Source organism: Streptomyces sp. NPDC087845, assembly GCF_044742755.1.
Classification (GTDB): domain Bacteria; phylum Actinomycetota; class Actinomycetes; order Streptomycetales; family Streptomycetaceae; genus Streptomyces.
In genome coordinates, this window is the sequence record NZ_JBIUVC010000001.1 from 107,791 (window position 1) to 124,392 (window position 16,602).

The 16,602-nt window shown below is 72.2% G+C and carries 14 protein-coding genes; 3 read left to right on the forward strand and 11 right to left on the reverse strand.

Annotated elements, in window-relative coordinates:
- The gene (locus ACIOMQ_RS00485; RefSeq protein ID WP_402187361.1) at positions 1 to 2,088 is read right to left on the reverse strand and encodes a GTP-binding protein; all 2,088 of its coding nucleotides are present in this window, start codon (positions 2,086 to 2,088) and stop codon (positions 1 to 3) included.
- A 305-nt stretch (positions 2,089 to 2,393) separates the two neighbouring features.
- Between ACIOMQ_RS00485 and ACIOMQ_RS00490 the strand changes: the two genes are divergently transcribed.
- A complete protein-coding gene (locus tag ACIOMQ_RS00490) occupies positions 2,394 to 2,927 on the forward strand; it encodes a sugar O-acetyltransferase (RefSeq protein ID WP_362200949.1) in 534 nt (177 codons plus the stop codon).
- 462 nt (positions 2,928 to 3,389) lie between these two features.
- Here the strand turns inward: ACIOMQ_RS00490 and ACIOMQ_RS00495 are convergent, their stop codons facing one another.
- On the reverse strand, positions 3,390 to 4,310 hold the full coding sequence (locus ACIOMQ_RS00495; protein ID WP_402187364.1) for a hypothetical protein: 921 nt from the start codon (positions 4,308 to 4,310) through the stop codon (positions 3,390 to 3,392).
- Between the two features lie 281 nt (positions 4,311 to 4,591).
- Here ACIOMQ_RS00495 and ACIOMQ_RS00500 point away from each other — a divergent pair, with 281 nt between their 5' ends.
- Positions 4,592 to 5,314: a class F sortase gene (locus tag ACIOMQ_RS00500; RefSeq protein ID WP_362200422.1), complete on the forward strand. Its 723-nt coding sequence runs from the start codon at positions 4,592 to 4,594 to the stop codon at positions 5,312 to 5,314.
- Positions 5,315 to 5,479: 165 nt separating this feature from the next.
- Here ACIOMQ_RS00500 and ACIOMQ_RS00505 read toward each other — a convergent pair whose 3' ends face one another.
- The 8 genes from ACIOMQ_RS00505 to ACIOMQ_RS00540 form a co-directional block, all read right to left on the reverse strand.
- Complete coding sequence (locus tag ACIOMQ_RS00505) at positions 5,480 to 6,091, reverse strand: response regulator transcription factor (RefSeq protein ID WP_362200419.1); 612 nt, start codon at positions 6,089 to 6,091, stop codon at positions 5,480 to 5,482.
- Entirely contained in the window at positions 6,088 to 7,284 is a 1,197-nt protein-coding gene (locus tag ACIOMQ_RS00510; protein ID WP_402187366.1) for a sensor histidine kinase, read from the reverse strand. Before ACIOMQ_RS00510 ends, ACIOMQ_RS00505 begins: the two co-directional genes overlap by 4 nt.
- On the reverse strand, positions 7,281 to 8,036 hold the full coding sequence (locus ACIOMQ_RS00515; protein WP_362200413.1) for an ABC transporter permease: 756 nt from the start codon (positions 8,034 to 8,036) through the stop codon (positions 7,281 to 7,283). The genes ACIOMQ_RS00510 and ACIOMQ_RS00515 overlap by 4 nt, the downstream gene beginning before the upstream one ends.
- Positions 8,030 to 8,968, reverse strand: coding sequence for an ABC transporter ATP-binding protein (locus tag ACIOMQ_RS00520; RefSeq protein WP_402187368.1), 939 nt, complete (start codon positions 8,966 to 8,968; stop codon positions 8,030 to 8,032). Before ACIOMQ_RS00520 ends, ACIOMQ_RS00515 begins: the two co-directional genes overlap by 7 nt.
- 310 nt (positions 8,969 to 9,278) lie before the next feature.
- The gene (locus ACIOMQ_RS00525) at positions 9,279 to 11,105 is read right to left on the reverse strand and encodes a hypothetical protein (RefSeq protein ID WP_401938172.1); all 1,827 of its coding nucleotides are present in this window, start codon (positions 11,103 to 11,105) and stop codon (positions 9,279 to 9,281) included.
- A 430-nt stretch (positions 11,106 to 11,535) separates the two neighbouring features.
- The gene (locus tag ACIOMQ_RS00530; RefSeq protein ID WP_362200404.1) at positions 11,536 to 11,982 is read right to left on the reverse strand and encodes a DUF6113 family protein; all 447 of its coding nucleotides are present in this window, start codon (positions 11,980 to 11,982) and stop codon (positions 11,536 to 11,538) included.
- Positions 11,979 to 12,908, reverse strand: coding sequence for an N-acetyl-1-D-myo-inositol-2-amino-2-deoxy-alpha-D-glucopyranoside deacetylase (gene mshB, locus ACIOMQ_RS00535; protein ID WP_362200401.1), 930 nt, complete (start codon positions 12,906 to 12,908; stop codon positions 11,979 to 11,981). Before mshB ends, ACIOMQ_RS00530 begins: the two co-directional genes overlap by 4 nt.
- Before the next feature lie 72 nt (positions 12,909 to 12,980).
- Positions 12,981 to 13,175, reverse strand: coding sequence for a hypothetical protein (locus ACIOMQ_RS00540; protein ID WP_093896879.1), 195 nt, complete (start codon positions 13,173 to 13,175; stop codon positions 12,981 to 12,983).
- Between the two features lie 166 nt (positions 13,176 to 13,341).
- Between ACIOMQ_RS00540 and ACIOMQ_RS00545 the strand changes: the two genes are divergently transcribed.
- On the forward strand, positions 13,342 to 15,474 hold the full coding sequence (locus ACIOMQ_RS00545; RefSeq protein WP_362200398.1) for a prolyl oligopeptidase family serine peptidase: 2,133 nt from the start codon (positions 13,342 to 13,344) through the stop codon (positions 15,472 to 15,474).
- Between the two features lie 40 nt (positions 15,475 to 15,514).
- Here ACIOMQ_RS00545 and ACIOMQ_RS00550 read toward each other — a convergent pair whose 3' ends face one another.
- A complete protein-coding gene (locus ACIOMQ_RS00550) occupies positions 15,515 to 16,516 on the reverse strand; it encodes a hypothetical protein (RefSeq protein ID WP_401261261.1) in 1,002 nt (333 codons plus the stop codon).
- Between the last annotated feature and the right edge of the window lie 86 nt (positions 16,517 to 16,602).

Sequence of the window (16,602 nt, forward strand, 5' to 3'; positions counted from 1 at the left end):
TCAGTGCGTTTCTCCTCGTCCGGCGATCCTGCGCACCGTGTGCAGCAGGTACTCCTTGCGGTTGAGCGGATCGCGGTCGGTGCGCGGCCGGTCCGGGGGCGTGCCCACGACCGCGCGATAGGAGTCGAAGCAGGATTCCAGGAGCCCTTCGCCGCGCGTGAGGGCCGGAAGCCGCTGTTGCAGTGCGTGGACCCGGGCCGCCGGAATCTCGCCCTCCAGCACACATGCGGCACCGTGCGGGACCGGTGTCCCGGGGACGGCACGCAGCTGCGCGAGTACCGGCAGCAGCGGGCCGAGCAGGTCCGCGGGGAGTTCCAGGCGGAAGCGGTGCATCGGCTCGTAAACCGTGGTCCCGGCCTGTTTCAGCGCGCTCATCAGGACCAGGGGGGTCAGGTTGCGGAAATCCCCCGCCGTGCTCGACATGCTCTTGTCGAAAACGGCATGGGAATGGCTCTGCCGCGGCCAGTAGCCGGAATGCGTCAGGGTGACGGTGCAATCGGCCACCTGCCAGCCGTGGATTCCCTGCCGCAGGGTCTCCCCGACGGTCTCCTCCACTGCCCTCATCAGCGAGAAGGGCATCGATCCGAGTTCCACCTCCAGCCGGTATTCGATACCGCTGCCGACCGGGCCGGGATCGATCCGGAGGCCGACGGTCGCCAGAAAGGGATTGGGGTGCTGGTCGATCACCTCGTACGCGGCCCCGCTGCGGTTCGGCCGTTCCAGGCATATCGTCGTGGTCTCGCGGAAGGTGACGTCGATTCCGAATTCATCGGCGAGCGTCGCCTGGATGACCTCCTTCTGCACCTCGCCGTAGAGCGAGACGGACACTTCTTTCCGGATGTCGTCCTGACGCAGATTGATCAGGGGGTCCTGCTCGGCGAGTCGGGCGAGCGCGAAATGCAGTTCACCCCTGCTCGCCGGAGCGCAGGGGACCACGACCGATTCCAGCGTCGGCGGCGCGAACCACTGCCCCGGCCGGGCCGTGTCCGGCACGCCGACCGGATCGCCGACCCGAATGCCGCCGAGCCCCCACAGCTTCGCGATCCGGCCCGCGCCGACCGCCGCCCCGCGCACGGCCGAACCGCGGTCGAAGACACTGATCGCGGTCACTTTCCCGGCACCGCGCCCGCTCGCGCGCCCGCCCCCGCACCCGTCCTCGCGCCCGCTCGCGCACCCGTCCTCGCGCCCGCTCGCGCTTCCGTCGCCCCGGCCGAACGGCAGCCGGTCGCGGATCCGTACCGTGCCCGAGAACACCCGGACGTACGCGATCTTCTCGCCGCCCGGCCCCCGCTCCACCTTGAAGACGGTGCCGGAGACCGGCCCGTCGGCATCGCCCTTGCTCGCGGGCAGCAATTCCCTGATTCCGCTGGTCAGGGCGTCCACACCCGCTCCGGTGACCGCCGATCCGAAGAACACCGGATGCACCAGCGCCTGTCCGGTCTGCACCGCCAGCTCTGCGCGCAGCCTGCTGTACGGGAGCGGCGCCGGGCGCTCGACGTACGCGGCCAGCAGAGCGTCGTCGTGGTCGGCGAGAAGCTCGGTCAGCCGGTCCGCGAAGTCCGCGTCGGCCCCGGTGTACGGCGTACAGCGGGCATCCGGGTGGCCCGGCCCGACGACCGGTCCCATCGCGATCACGGCCGGGGTGAGCCTTTCGGCGATGCTCCGCAGGAGGGGCTCCTCCCGCGCGCCGCCACGGTCGACCTTGTTCACGAAAATGAGCGTCGGAATGCGCAGGCGTCGCAGTGTCCGCATCAGAACACGGGTCTGCGCCTGGACGCCCTCGACCGCCGAGATCACCAGCACGGCGCCGTCGAGCACGCTCAGCACCCGTTCCACCTCGGCGATGAAATCCGGGTGCCCGGGTGTGTCGATCAGATTGACCGTGAGGTCGTCGAGGGCGAACGAGACGACGGCGGACTTGATGGTGATGCCGCGTTCCCGTTCCAGTGCCAGGGAATCGGTCTGGGTGTTCCCGTCGTCGACGCTGCCGATCTCGTCGATGACACCGGCGGCGTGGAGCAGCCGCTCGGTCAGGCTCGTCTTACCGGCGTCGACATGCGCCAGAATTCCCAGATTCAGCGTGTGCACGAAACTCCATGTCTTCGAGAGCGGTGGCAATTCCCGTCTGAATGAACATGAGAGTTCCGCGCATGGTCTTCTCCTCGGTCGGTCGAGTGCTGCGAGGCAGTACAGCAGGCGGCCGCTCGCGCGACAACCGAATTACCGGCGTCCGGGACTACCGGCGTCCGGGCGGGCGCGGCGCGACGGCGGTGCGAATGACGGTGGGGTGCATATGACACTCTTTTCTGTCGTTGCGTCTTCGAGTCGTCGCGTCGGGTCGAGCGCCCCGTCGAGCAGGAGGAACAGAGAAAGTGACCAGTCAGAAGGAGCGCATGCTCGCCGGGGAGCCCTACATCGCCGACGATCCCGAACTGGCCGCCGACGCGCTGCGCGCGGCCGTGCTGAGCGAGCGGTTCAACGCGACCTCGGCCGCCGACCCGGACGGCCGGCGCGCCGCGCTCACCGAACTGCTGGGCAAGCTGGGCGACGCGGTGGAGGTCCGGCCTCCGCTGCGGGTGGACTACGGCTCGCAGATCACGATCGGAGCAGGCACCTTCATCAACTTCGGCGCCGTCCTCCTCGACGTCGCGCCGATCACCATCGGGGCCGACGTGCAGATCGGCCCGAACGTCCAGCTCCTCACCCCGACCCACCCGGTCGAACCCGAGCCCCGCCGGGCGAAGTGGGAGGCCGCGCGGCCCATCACCATCGGCGACAACGTCTGGCTCGGCGGCGGCGTCATCGTCTGCCCCGGTGTGACGATCGGTGAGAACACGGTGGTCGGCGCGGGTGCGGTCGTCACGAAGGACCTGCCGGCCGGTGTGGTCGCGGTCGGCAACCCGGCCCGCGTCGTCCGGGAGATCTGAGCCGGCCGGAGCAGCCGGAGGAGCAGCCGGAGGAGCAGAGCGGTCGGCGTTCCGCCCCGGACACCGGGCCTCCTGACGGCGGGACGACAGGGTGACGGGGTGAGGGGGACGACCGGGCGACCGGGCGACCGGGCGACCGGGCGACCGATCCTGGGGCAGCGATCACACCGGGGAAGCCGAAGACAAGCAGCACGGCTTCGGCGCGTCACCGGATCGCGTACGCCGTTGCGCGGATTCCACGGAGAGCCGCCGCACGCGGTCCCACCGGCGCCGGGGCGCGTCCCCCGCACCAAAAGCATCTCCGATCTCTCCTCAACTCGCCTGATTTCCAGCCGTGTTGATGCCGACCCGGGCCGATCTCGGGCCGCGTGGCCGACCCCGCCGCCGGGCGGAGATCTCGGCAAACGAGTGGATCGCCGCCGCCCAAACCTCGCGTGGCACCGCATGCAATCCAACGGGTGATTATCGGCTTTTCGCCACCCGAAGGGCCCACCGCGTAGCTCCAATGCGGCGCTCCCCGATGGCGCGGGTCCGCATTCCGGCTGACGGTGGATCACGTCGCCACTGCTCCACACTGAGTCGACAGCCCGTCACTCTTCGCAGTCGCGGCGGAAGGAATGTGTTCAGATGCGCTCTGCCCGCACACTGTTCGCTTCGGCCGCTGTCACAGCGGTCCTCGCCATCACCGGCCCCTCCGCCTACGCCATGGTCACGGCGGCGGACTCGGGTCACAACAACGGCTCCTCGTCCTCGCGCGGCGACGAGAACGGAAGGGACGACAACGGCGACCGCGGCGGAGACCGCGGCGGTCGGGACGAAGGCGGCGACCGCGGCGATGACCGCGGCGGCCGCGACGAGGGCGGCGACCGCGGCGGAGACCGCGGTGGCCGCGACGAAGGCGGCCGCGGCGGAGACGAGGGCCGGCCGCGCGGTGGTGTCCACGCCGGTGGCGGCTTCATGGCCCGGGTCGTCAAGGGTGACGAGGGCGGCCGCGGCGGCGACGAAGGCGGACGCGGCGGCGACGAAGGCGGTCGCGGCGGAGACGACGAGGGCGGTCGCGGCGGAGACGACGAGGGCGGCCGCGGCGGAGACGAGGGCGGACGCGGCGGCGACCGCGGCGGCCGTGACGAGGGCGGCCGCGGCGGCGACGAAGGCCGGCCGCGCGGTGGTGTCCACGCCGGTGGCGGCTTCATGGCCCGGGTCGTCAAGGGTGACGAGGGCGGACGCGGCGGCGACGAAGGCGGACGCGGCGGCGACGAGGGCGGTCGCGGCGGAGACGACGAGGGCGGTCGCGGTGGCGACTACGGCGACGAGGGCGGTCGCGGTGGGCGCGGCGGCGACGAGGGCGGACGTGGCGAGGACAGGCCGCGCGGCGGGGTGCACGCCGGTGGCGGCGGGATGGCGATGACCGGTAGCAGCCTGGCCGCCGGTTCGGCGCTGCTGCTCGGTGGTGTCGGCGTCGGCGCGTACAAGCTTCGCCGCCGTCAGTCGTCGGGGGGCGCGATCGCCTGACCGGGCCCAGCCCTCAGCCGGTCGTCACGCTGTCGCGGCCGCCACCCCTCGGGGCGGCGGCCGCGGCACCTTCGTTTCCCCACCGGTCCGCACCGGTCGAGCCCCAGCGCACTTCTCTCCCCCAGCACCGCGCAAGTGAAAGGCACGTTCCCATGGCCGCCCCGCAGTCGCCCGGCTCCACTCACACCCGGACTGCCCCCGGATCCACACTAGGCCGCGCCTTGATGTGGCCCGCCGTGACAGCCGGGCTCGGCATGCTCCTCATCTACAACTCCTTCGGCACCTCGGCCGACGACAAGCCGCCTGCCCCGCCCGCCGCCGCGGTCGCACCCGCCGTACCCGAGGTCCTCGGCTCCCATGCCGCGCCCCGCCCCGTCGCCCCGTCGGAACGGCCCGTCGGCCCCGCGCTGCTGCGTTCCGTCCCGACGCGGCTGCAGATTCCGTCCCTCGGCGTCAACGCCCCGTTCACCGGCCTCGCCCTCGGCGCCGGCGGCCGGCTGAACCCGCCGCCCGCCAACGACCCGAACATGGTGGGCTGGTTCAAGGACGGCGTCACCCCCGGCGAGCGCGGCGCCTCGATCGTCGCGGGCCACGTCGACACCATGACGGGTCCGGCCGTGTTCCTCTCGCTTCAGTTCCTCAAGCCGGGTGCCACGGTCGACATCACCCGCGCCGACGGCTCGGTCGCCACGTTCAAGGTCGACTCCGTCGAGACGTTCAGCAAGGCGAAGTTCCCGGACAAGCGCGTCTACTCCGACACCCCGTCCGCGCAACTCCGCCTGATCACCTGCGGCGGCCCGTACAACAAGACCGCCAAGGACTACGAGGACAACGTGGTGGCCTTCGCCCACCTCGACTCCTCGAAGAACGGCTGACGGCCGACCGGCGGACGACGCCGCGATACGACCGCCCGCCGGGCCGGAAACCGTACGGGGCGGCGCGGACCCCGAGCCCGTGCCGCCCCGTACCGGCTTCCGTCCCGGCCCCGCACCGCGCGCGTACCGCCGCGGCTCTTCACTCCGGTGGGAGACACGGAGGCGTCACAGCCAGCCCTTCTCGCGGGCGATGCGGACGGCCTCCGCGCGGTTGCGGACCGCCAGCTTCTGGATCGCCGTCGAGAGGTAGTTGCGGACCGTGCCCTGGGAGAGGTGGAGCGCGGCCGCCACCTCCGCGTTGGTGGAGCCGTCCGCCGCGGCGCGCAGCACATCGCGTTCGCGGTCGGTGAGCGGGTTCGCCCCGTCGGCGAGTGCGGCCGCCGCGAGGGTGGGGTCGATGACCCGCTCCCCGGCGAGCACCTTCCGTACCGCCGACGCCAGTTGGGAGGCCGGGGCGTCCTTCACCAGGAAGGCGTCGGCGCCGGACTCCATGGCCCGGCGCAGATAACCGGGGCGGCCGAAGGTGGTGACGACGACGACCTTCACGGCCGGGAGTTCGCGCCGCAGGACCGCCGCCGCCTCGATGCCGGTCATACCCGGCATCTCGATGTCGAGGAGCGCCACGTCGATGCGGTGTTCGCGGGCCGCGGCCAGCACCTCGTCCCCGCGGGCGACCTGGGCCACCACTTCGATGTCGGGTTCCAGACCGAGGAGTGCCGCGAGGGCCTCGCGCACCATGGACTGGTCCTCGGCGAGGAGGAGTCTGATCATGCTCATTCCGTGGATCCTAGGCCGGAACCGAGCGGGACACTCAAGGTCAGGGTGAAGCCTTTACCGGATCCGGAAGCAGAACCGGAACGGGATGTACCGGACCGGGTGGTCAGCGTGCCGTCGACCGTGGCCAGGCGTTCGGCGATCCCGGTGAGGCCGTTGCCCGGTTCCGTACCCGCGGCTCCGACGCCGTCGTCCGCGACGGTGAGTTCGAGGATCCTGCCGTCGAGGGTCTGGCGCGGGGCGAGGGCGACCGTGCAGTGCCGGGCACTGCTGTGGCGCACGACATTGGTGACGGCTTCGCGCAGCGCCCAGGCGAGCGCCTCCTCCGGCTTCTCGGGGAGGTCGTCGGCGGCCTCGGCCGGGACGTCGGCGGTGATGCCCGCGGCGGCGAGTGCGGTACGGGCTCCGGCCAGTTCGCCGGGGAGGGTCGGCCGACGGTAGCCGGTGACGGCGCTGCGTACGTCGACCAGGGCCTGGCGGCTGACCTGTTCGATGTCGGCGACCTGCGCGGCCGCCTGCTCCGGGTGGTCGGGAAGCATCCGCCCGGCCAGTTCGCTCTTGAGCGTGATGAGCGAGAGCGAGTGGCCGAGCAGATCGTGCAAATCCCGGGCGAGCCTCAGCCGCTCCTCGTTGGCGGCGAGCTGGGCGACGGTCGCGCGGGCCTCGCGGAGCTGGATCGTCGTGCGGATCATCTGCCGTACGCCGGTCATCGCGAACCCGCCGAGCAGAGCGGGGAAGACCAGGGCGGTGATGATCTCGCGGGAGTGCCCGTCGACGAAGCCGATGAGCACCAGGACGGCGGTGACCACGGGAATCAGCCAGCGGGCGGTGCGCAGCGGCAGCGTGGCGCCGACGGAGACCGCCACGTACACGAAGAGGACCAGCCACGCGGTGCCGAGCGTCAGGGAGAGGGTGACGGCGAGGGCGCCGAGGAAGGCGAGGGCGGACTGGACGACGCGCCGGTCGAGGGCCTTCGCCGTGTGGCGGAAGACCAGCACCAGATACGCGCCGACGAAGACCACCAGGCCGAGTACGCCCAGCGCGGTGCCCCACGGCGTGTGGCCGCCGTCGGCCAGGTCCGTGACCGGTGCGCCCAGGAACGCGAGCCAGATACCGATCCAGAGCAGTTTGATCCAGACCTGTCGGCGGCCGGTGGGCGGGAGCCCGGTGCCCACGTACTCCTCCTCGTCGTTCACGCCTTCAGGGTGTCCTTCCGGTAGAGCCAGGCCGCTCCACCCGAGAAGATCAGGAAGTAGACGCAGAGGATGGCAACGTCCTTGGCGTGCGGCGACCCGCCCATTTCGATCGCCTGGCCGAGAGCAGCGTACGCGTGTGTGGGCAGCCATTCGGAAATGTTCTGGAGCCACTGCGGGAAGGTCGCGCTGGGCATCCACAGGCCGCCGAGGATGGAGAGCCCGAAGTAGATGATCATCGTGATCGGGCGGACCGCGTCACCGCTGGCGAGGTAGCCGATGGCGACCCCGAGCGCGGCGAAGACCAGCGAACCGGCCCAGATGACTCCGGCCAGCGCGAACCACTGCCAGGTCTCCAGCCGTACGTGCTTGACGGCGGCGGCGACCAGGAACACGACCACGATGCAGGGCAGGGTGACCATCGCCGCGCTGGCGATCTTCGCCAGGACGTAGCCGCGGCTGGGCAGTGCGGTGAGCCGCAGCTGGCGGACCCAGCCCTTCTCGCGCTCCTTGGCGATGCGTTCGCTGTTGCCCATGAGGACGGCGGTCAGCGCGCCGAAGGAGGCCATCGAGACCATGAAGAAGGCCTGGAGGGTGAGGTCGCTGTTCGGGACCTTGTCCGTGGTGTTCTGCGTGCCGGAGATCAGCAGGTAGATAACCGACGGGTAGACGACCGAGAAGAACATGAACTTCTTGTTCCGCAGGGTGCGGGTCACTTCGAGCCTGATCAGCGTCCACGAGAAGAAATTCAGCATGCGGTCCTGGCCTCCTCGGCCTCGGTGATGGCGACGAAGGCCTGCTCCAGGCCGAGTCCCGCGACTTCGAGTTCGCGCGGGTAGAGGCCGAGCCCGTAGACCGCGTGGACGGTCGCGTCGGCGTTGTGCGACTGGATGCGGACCCGGTTGCCGGTGATGTCGAGCGTGGTGAGGAACGGCAGCCCGCGCAGGGCCGCTTCGTCGACCGGGCCCTCCAGCTCGAAGGAGATCCGGCGGGCCCCGGCTTTCGCCTTGATCTCGGCGGCGGTGCCGTCGGCCAGCAGCCGGCCCTTGTGGAGGACGAGGACGCGGTCGGCGATCACGTCGGCCTCTTCGAGGTAGTGGGTGGCGAACAGGACGGTGCGGCCCTGATCGGCCTGCTCGCGCATGGTGGCCCAGAAGGCCTGGCGGGCGGTGACGTCCATGCCGGTGGTCGGTTCGTCGAGGACGATCAGGTCGTTGGCCCCGGCGGTGGCGAGCGCGAACCGTACGCGCTGCTCCTGGCCGCCGGACAGCTTGTTGACCATGCGGTCGGCGATCTGCGCGACACCGGCCCGGGACAGCACCTCGCCCACGGGGTAGGGCCTGGGGTGCAGATCGCAGGCGAGGCCGACCAGTTCCTCGACGGTGACGTCCTCCATCAGGCCGCCGGTCTGCAGCATCGCGCCGACGCGGCCGGCGGCGATGGCGCCCTGCGGGGTGGTGCCGAAGATCCGGACCGACCCGGAGTCCGCGGTGCGCAGGCCGAGCAGCAGATCCAGGGTGGAGGACTTTCCGGCGCCGTTGGGGCCGAGGAGCGCCACGGTCTCGCCGGGGTGCAGGTCGAGGGTGAGTCCGTCGACGGCGCGTACCGCTCCGTACGCCTTGCTGACCTGGTCGAAGCGGACCGCGGCGGTCTTCGCTCCGGTGGTCTCGCGAGCTGTCGTTGTCATGCGTCCAGCGTGGCGGAGCGGGCGGTGCGTCCGGCAGGGCCGCACGTCGCGGAAACGGGATGACAGATGTCATGCGGAGCATGTGACGCCGCTGCGGGGCGGGTGCCCGAAGCCCTGTCGCGGGGTCCGTCGCGGGGCCTGCTGCACGGTCCTGTGGCGCCCCCCTGCCGCCGGTCCCTACTGCCCGTCCCTGCCTCACGGCCCCTGCCGCACGGCCCTCTGGGGGTGCGCGCCCGCCGCGCACGGCGCCGCCCCCGGCCGGGGGTCCGGCCGGGGGCGGGTGCACGGTGCGGTTCGCCGTGGCGGGCAGTTATCCGTTGCCGTCGAGCGGGATCCTGACGGTCCGTTCGGCGGTGGTCTTGCCCTTCAGCGCCGTCTGCATGGCGGCCGCCACGTCGTCCGCGCCGAGCTGGTGCTTCTTGCCGTCGCCCTTGGTGATCATGACACCGTCGAAGACGCCGTCGCAGAGGGCGTCGATGGCCTTCTTGTCGTAGTGCTCGACCAGCCGGCCCTTGATCGGCACCATCGTGAGGATCTTCGGCAGCGACCGGTCCGGACCGAACGGGATCTGCTTGGGACCGGCCTGGATCACGATCAGTCCGGACATCGCGGGCTTCGCGAACTCCTTCATCGCCCGGTCCAGTTCGGCCTGGTCGATGGTGGGTTCGCGGGTGGTGACAGGCAGTTGGACGGTCTCCGACCGGCCGGTCTGCACCTGCGCCCGGTACGCGTCGCGCACCGAGATCATCGACTGGTTGACGTCCAGCGCCTTGCCCGATTTGCCGGGTACCGCGACGGCCTTGCCCGGCTCGAAACGGATCGTGCCGTCGCTGGCCGAGCCGGAGACGCCCGCCAGATCCGTCAGCGCGACACCGAGCTTCTCCTCGTCGACCGGGATCACCGGGTCGACGACGCGCTTGCCACCGAAGAGGGAGCCGATGACGGAGAGCGGGTTGTAGTCGCTGCCCGCAGCCGAGCGCACGGTCTCCTGGCTGTCCAGGCCGAGCCCCGCCCTGTCCGGTGCGAGCTCGGTCTTCTTGCCGTTCACGGACAGCTGGAGGGGTGCCTCGGCGCGCTTGCCGAGGGCGGCGTCCAGCTTCGCGACGCCCTCCTCCTTCGTGCCTCCGCCGATGTCGACACCGAGGACCGTGGTGCCCTTGGGTACGTCGGCGTGGTTCATCAGCAGCCCGGCGCCGTACGCGACACCGAGCAGGGCGACGGCACCGGCGCAGAGGAGGACCAGCTTGGAACGGCCCTTCTTCTTCGGGGCCGGAGCCGCCGGGGCGGGGCGGGCGGCGGGAGTGGCCGACGAGGCGGCGGGACCGCCCGGTCCGGTCGGGCCGGTGCCCATCGCGTCGTCCGCGACACGGGGCGTCAGGCCGGGGCCTCCGCCACCGGGCCCGCCCGCGAACGGGGACGGCGAGCGGCGCTCCGGCGGGACGACCGGGATGCCGCTGGTCAGCGTGTCACCGGAGACATTGCCGCCGGGCCCGGCGGAGGCCGGGGCCGGGGCCGCGAACTGGGGCGTCAGCACCGCCGTGTCGTCGGACATCCGCGGGGGCGCGCCACCGGGGGCACCGGGTCCCTGCGGACCCGCCGGACCGCCGGAGCCCAGGCCACCCGGACCGGCCGTCCCGTCGAGGTTCGGAGTCAGGGACGAGGTGCCGGTGACCGGGCCCGCGGTGGGTCCGGCGGGGCCCGGCGTACGCACTCCGAGGTTCGGCGTGGGGCGCGCACCGCCGGAGGCGGGCCCCGTGGACGCACGGGGGCCGTACTCGTCGAGAGCACTGCCGGGACGCGGCGCGTCCTGGTCGGCGGTGTGCTGCGGACCGTCCGAGAAGTACGGCAGGTCGGCGCGGGGCGGGGTGGGCGCGGCGTCCTGGGAGCCGTCGGCGCCACCCGGCGCGCCGCCGCCGACGACCGAGGTGTTCGCGGGGGCCTTGCGCGGGGCGAACCAGTCGCTGCCGCTCTTCTCCCTGGCCGGCTTCTCGGCAGCCGGTTCCGCGGTCGCCGATCCGGCTCGCGCCTCGGCGGCCGGTGCGGCGTCGGGCGCGTCCGACGCACCGCCCGGCGCGGGCGCGCCGGGGCGCGGGATGCTGCTGGTGCGCTCGGACTCGCTGGTGTCGGCGTCGCTCATCGGCGTACGCATGACGACGGGCGGGATGGGGCGCGAGCCCGGAATGTTGATCCGGATCCGCGTCGTCAGCGTCGTCTCGGTCCTCGGCTCTTCGGACCGAGGCGGATCCGCAGGCTCCGGGGCCCCCTCCGGGGCGTCCTGCGAAGGGTGCAGCGACGGATACTGGCGGGATCCGTACGGCGGCGTCCCCGAGGGGTACGCGGCTCCTCCGCGCCCCTGGGGCCCGGAGGACGAACTGTCAGTTTCACGACTCAAAGCAGGTTCTCCCGATTGGCTCCGCCGCCCGTACTTCCCCCATGCCGCAGGCCAGGGGACGGCTCGGCGCGCGAACCACCATACTGGCCGCCGCCGACAGACACCCCGCGACCGGGGGAAACGACTGCGCGACCACCGGACGGGCAAAGGGCATTACGGGATCGGACGTGGCACTTTACTTGCCAGGCCGGCCGCTGTCGGTGCCCGGCCGGGGCGACCGCGACATGGTGGCACAGATCACAGCGACGGCCATCCCGCCCAGCATGAAGAGGGTGAGGCCCAGTTCATCGCCGAAGACATAGTCGCCCTCCGGCCGCCCGCCGAGCAGCACAACGATCGAAATCAGCCAGCCCGCGGCCGGCGCCAGGGCGCCGAGCTGGGTGCCGAAGACACAGCGCCCGCCGTAGAACAGTCCGGCGCACGCGAGCAGTGCGAGCAGCAATCCGGCGGGGAACCACGCGGCTTGGACCAGTGCCCCGGCGATCCCGACCAGCGCACCCAGGACGGCGAGACCCACGTAGACGGCGATCCGGCCGGGGTCGAGGGGCGCGGCGAGGCCGGTGCCCGGGACGCCCCCGGAGGGCGTTCCGGTGCGCGGCGCGCGCTGCTTGCCGCCGCTCATCGCTCCGCTCCCGGCGTGTCCGCTCCCAGTACGTCGGCTCCCGGTACCCCGGCGAACAGGTCGTCCTCGCGGGCCCCTTGGGGCGCCCCGGAGACACCGCGCGCCAACTCGTAGTACTCGGTGGTGAAGACGGGCTGGCCGAGGTCGTTGGAGAGGGCGAAGAAGGGGCCGTTCACGGTGATCTGGGTGACGTGGGCCCGCATCGCGGCGCTCTTGGCGGCCCCGTGGGCCGAGCAGTCGATCCGCGCGGTGATCCTCGTGTCGTCGACCACACCCGGTACGTCGTCGATGGTGGCGATCCCCGGGAAGGCGTCCGGCGCCGTCTCCCGCAGGCGCGCGAAGCCCTCTTCGGCGACCGGGCGCGGCAACCGGTTCCAGTAGATCTTGGCGATGGTGTGCGGGGCGTCCGGTCCGGGGCGGTACGCGGGGTCGGCGGCGAGCTCGGCGGCGCGCATCGCGACGCGGTGCGCCTGGATGTGGTCGGGGTGCCCGTAGCCGCCGTCGGGGTCGTACGTGACGAGGACCTGCGGGCGCACCGAGCGAATCACCTCTACGAGGTACCCGGCTGCGTCGTCCACGTCCGCGTCCCAGAAGGCGCCGGGGCGGTGGTTCTGCTCCGCGCCCATCATTCCGGAGTCGCGGAAGCGGCCGGGGCCGCCGAGGAGGCGGTGGTCGGCGACCCCGAGTTCCTTCATCGCCGCGGCGAGTTCACCACGGCGGTGCGGGCCCAGGGCGTCCTCCCGGTCCGCCGCGAGATGGGCGAGGGCGGGCGGGATGATCTCGCCCTCCTCGCCGAGCGTGCAGGTCACCAGGGTCACCTGGGCACCCTCGGCCGCATACCTGGCCATGGTGGCGCCGTTGTTGATCGACTCGTCGTCGGGGTGCGCGTGCACCAGAAGCAGACGCCGGGCGGGATGGTCCGTCATGGGGACCACCCTACGAGCCGAGCGCCTCGGGAACCGACCGTGCCCGCGGACCGGCCGGCGACGAGCCGGGTCTCAGAACTTGAGGCTTCCGATCATGCCTGCCACGTTCGTGGTCAGGTTCGAGATGCTGGGCGCAATGGACGAGCTGGCGAGATAGAAACCGAGCAGCGCGCAGACCACCGCATGTCCGCCCTTCAGTCCGGATTTCCGGATCAGCAGGAAGACGACGATCGCCAGCAGCACCACCGCCGAAATCGAGAGTGCCACGGCGGTTCACCTCCATCAGTACGGTCGGGTCGGGCAGCACACATGGAGCCAGCAGGTTCATACCCACCGAGCGCTACGGATCATAACTATCCGTCGCCCCGCATTGATCGGGGCACAGCAGCACGAGGGGCGCACGACCGGGCGGTCGGGGACTAGGTTCGGGCCCATGACTTCGCAGAAGATCTCATTTCCCCGCCAGCATGCCAAGACCATGCGGTTCACCCTCGGCGCTCCCCGTGCGTTCACCGTGTCACCCGACGGTGAGCGGGTGATCTTCCTGCGGTCGGACTCGGGCACGGACCGGTCGGGCCGGTTGTGGGTGCTGGACCTGCCGGAGGGCGGCACCCCGAAGGAGCGGGTCGTCGCCGATCCCGGGGCCCTGCTGGGCGGTTCGGCGGAGCGGCTGTCGGCCCAGGAGCGGGCCCGGCGCGAGCGCAGCCGCGAGGGCTCCTCGGGGATCGTCGGCTACGCGGTCGACGCGGCGGCCGAGTTGGCCGCGTTCGCGCTCTCCGGGAAGGTGTACGTCGCGGAGCTGCGGGCGGGTACGGCGCGGGCGCTGCCGGTGCCCGGCCCGGTGATCGACCCGCGGCCGTCGCCGGACGGGCGCCACATCGCGTACGTGTCCAAGGGCGCGCTGCGCGTCGTGGGCGCCGGGGGCGACGGGGACCGGGCGCTCGCGGAGCCGGAGGGGGAAGGCGTCTCGTACGGCCTCGCGGAGTTCATCGCGGCCGAGGAGATGCAGCGTTCACGGGGCTTCTGGTGGTCGCCGGACTCGGACCGGCTGCTGGTCGCCCGGGTCGACGACAGCCCCGTGCAGCGGTGGTGGATCGCGGATCCCGCGCACCCGGACCGCCGGCCGGCCGAGGTGGCCTACCCGGCGGCGGGGACGCCCAATGCCGAGGTGCGGCTCTTCGTGGCGGGGCTGGACGGCACCCGTACGGAAGTTGTCTGGGACCGGGCTCGCCATCCGTACCTGGCCCAGGTGCACTGGTCGTCGGCCGGGGCTCCGCTGCTCCTCGTACAGGCCCGTGACCAGCAGAGCCAGCTCTTCCTCGCGGTGGACACGGAGACCGGTACGACGCGGACGGTCCATGTGGACGAGGACCCGGTGTGGCTGGAAATCTTCCCCGGTGTGCCCGCCTGGGCGCCGGACGGGCGGCTCGTGCGGATCGCCGACGAGGGCGGGGCGCGGGTGCTCGCGGTCGGCGACCGGCTGCTGACCGGGGCGCAGTTGCAGCTCCGGGCGGTCCTGGACATCGGTGAGTCGGATGTCCTGGTGGCGGCGTCGGCGGGCGAGGAGGCCGCGGATCCGGAGATCGGCGAGACCCATGTGTACCGGGTCAACGAACTGGGCGTCGAGCGGGTCTCCGAAGGGGCGGGAGTGCATTCGGCCGTCCGCTCGGGCGGGGTGACGGTGCTGGTCTCGCATTCCCTGGAGCAGCCGGGGGCCCGCACCGAGGTGCTCCGGGACGGCAAGCGGATCGCCACCGTCGCGAGCTTCGCGCAGGAGCCGGTGCTGTCGGCGCGGGTCCGCCTCACCGAAGGGGGCGCACGGCGAATTCCGTGCGCCGTGCTGCTCCCCGACGGGTACCAGGAGTCGGACGGCCCTCTTCCGGTGCTCATGGATCCGTACGGCGGACCGCACGGACGCCGGGTGGTCGCCGCCCACAATCCGCATCTGACGTCGCAGTGGTTCGCCGATCAGGGCTTCGCGGTGGTCGTCGCGGACGGCCGCGGCACGCCGGGGCGTTCACCGGGCTGGGAGAAGGCCGTCAAGGACAATCTCGTCCTCAGCGTGGACGACCAGATCGAGGCGCTGCACGCCCTGGCCGGGCGCTTCCCGCTGGACCTCGGCAAGGTGGCGATCCGCGGCTGGTCGTTCGGCGGGTACCTGGCGGCGCTGGCCGTGCTGCGGCGGCCCGATGTCTTCCACGCGGCGGTGGTGGGCGCGCCGGTGACCGACCAGCGGCTGTACGACACCCACTACACCGAGCGCTACCTCGGCGACCCGGCCGAGCGGCCGGAGGTGTACGCGCGCAACTCGGTGCTGACGGACGAGGGGCTCTCCGAGGCCGCGGACCAGGTCCGGCCGATGATGATCATCCATGGTCTGGCGGACGACAACGTGGTGGTCGCGCACTCGCTCAGGCTGTCGTCGGCGCTGCTCTCGGCGGGGCGCCCGCACGAGGTGCTGCCGCTCAGCGGGGTGACGCACATGACGCCGCAGGAGCAGGTGGCGGAGAATCTGCTGCTGCTCCAAGTGGACTTCCTGAAGCGGTCGTTGGAACTGCCGCGGTGACCTGGCCGGGGTGACCGGCGGTCTCGTCCGGCCGCGCCCGTCACCAGCCCGGAGGCGGCTGGGACGGGGGCGGCGGGCCGAAGACGCCGGGCCGCGGACCGCCGTACCCCTGCCCATAGCCCTGGTGGTGCGGGGCGGGGGTGCCGGCGGTGCCCCGCCGGGCCAGCACGATGAGCACCACCGCACCGGCGATCACTTCGAAGAACCAGGTCAGCACCGTGAGTTGCTCCTCGACCGGCAGATCGCCGAAGTGGCCCAGGAACTCGTAGTGCACGGCGCGGGCCACCCCCAGCGCCCCGCCGGACAGCAGCCCACCGGCCGCGATCAGGCCGAACGGCCGCGCGTGCACGGCGCGGCAGAGCGCGCTCGTCGCCGCGTACAGGCAGAGCAGCGCGAGGACCGCGCCGCTCCAGCCGGGCGGCGGGTCGATCAGTCCCTGGAACACCCGGTCCCCGCCCAGGTACCAGTCGGGGTAGATCTCGGGGAACCGCACGGCCTGGCGGATCTCCCAGGCGATCACGACCGCTCCCGCGGCGCCCAGCAACAGGAAGGCCGTCACCCCGGCGCCCTGGCCCGGACGGGTCGGGGCGGCCTCGGAGCTGTCGCGCGCCGGCCGGCGGCCGGCCCCCACGACGATGATCAGCGCGATCCCCGCCGCGAGGGCCGCGAAGGCGCAGACCAGAGCACGGGTGCGGAGGTCGTCGGAGTACCCGGCCTCCATCCGGGACTCACCGATGTTCCAGAGCCCGGGGAGCCGCACGGCGAGGGTCACCACTCCGGTGGCGACCAGCGCGGTTGCGGCCACCGAGGACCGCAGGGCGGCGACGGCGGCGACGAGGTACGCCACGAGCAGCATCACGTCGTCGGCCGAGGTGGCGGGCAGCGCGGCCGGGCGCCCCTCGTAGGAGCCGGCCCAGTGCCGCCACAACTGGCCGGGGTCGTCGACCGCCCTGACGTCCCGTACGAGCCAGCCCGCGACGATCACCGCGAGCAGGGCGCAGAGAACGGCGCCGGTGATCCTCGCTCCGCGCGTGACTGTCACGCGAGCGATGTTCCCCCGTCCCCGCCCGCCGGACAAGAGGGCCGCCCGGAAGGTGCGCGAACGGGCAACCGGCCGGGGGGACTTGA

What these genes read in the sequence shown, in the direction of transcription:
- ACIOMQ_RS00490 (WP_362200949.1), top strand. Translation starts at nt 2,394, where the DNA reads ATGCTCGCCGGGGAGCCCTACATCGCCGACGATCCCGAACTGGCCGCC.
- ACIOMQ_RS00500 (WP_362200422.1), top strand. Translation starts at nt 4,592, where the DNA reads ATGGCCGCCCCGCAGTCGCCCGGCTCCACTCACACCCGGACTGCCCCC.
- ACIOMQ_RS00505 (WP_362200419.1), bottom strand. Translation starts at nt 6,091, where the DNA reads ATGAGCATGATCAGACTCCTCCTCGCCGAGGACCAGTCCATGGTGCGC.
- ACIOMQ_RS00515 (WP_362200413.1), bottom strand. Translation starts at nt 8,036, where the DNA reads ATGCTGAATTTCTTCTCGTGGACGCTGATCAGGCTCGAAGTGACCCGC.
- ACIOMQ_RS00520 (WP_402187368.1), bottom strand. Translation starts at nt 8,968, where the DNA reads ATGACAACGACAGCTCGCGAGACCACCGGAGCGAAGACCGCCGCGGTC.
- ACIOMQ_RS00525 (WP_401938172.1), bottom strand. Translation starts at nt 11,105, where the DNA reads ATGAGCGACGCCGACACCAGCGAGTCCGAGCGCACCAGCAGCATCCCG.
- ACIOMQ_RS00530 (WP_362200404.1), bottom strand. Translation starts at nt 11,982, where the DNA reads ATGAGCGGCGGCAAGCAGCGCGCGCCGCGCACCGGAACGCCCTCCGGG.
- mshB (WP_362200401.1), bottom strand. Translation starts at nt 12,908, where the DNA reads ATGACGGACCATCCCGCCCGGCGTCTGCTTCTGGTGCACGCGCACCCC.
- ACIOMQ_RS00545 (WP_362200398.1), top strand. Translation starts at nt 13,342, where the DNA reads ATGACTTCGCAGAAGATCTCATTTCCCCGCCAGCATGCCAAGACCATG.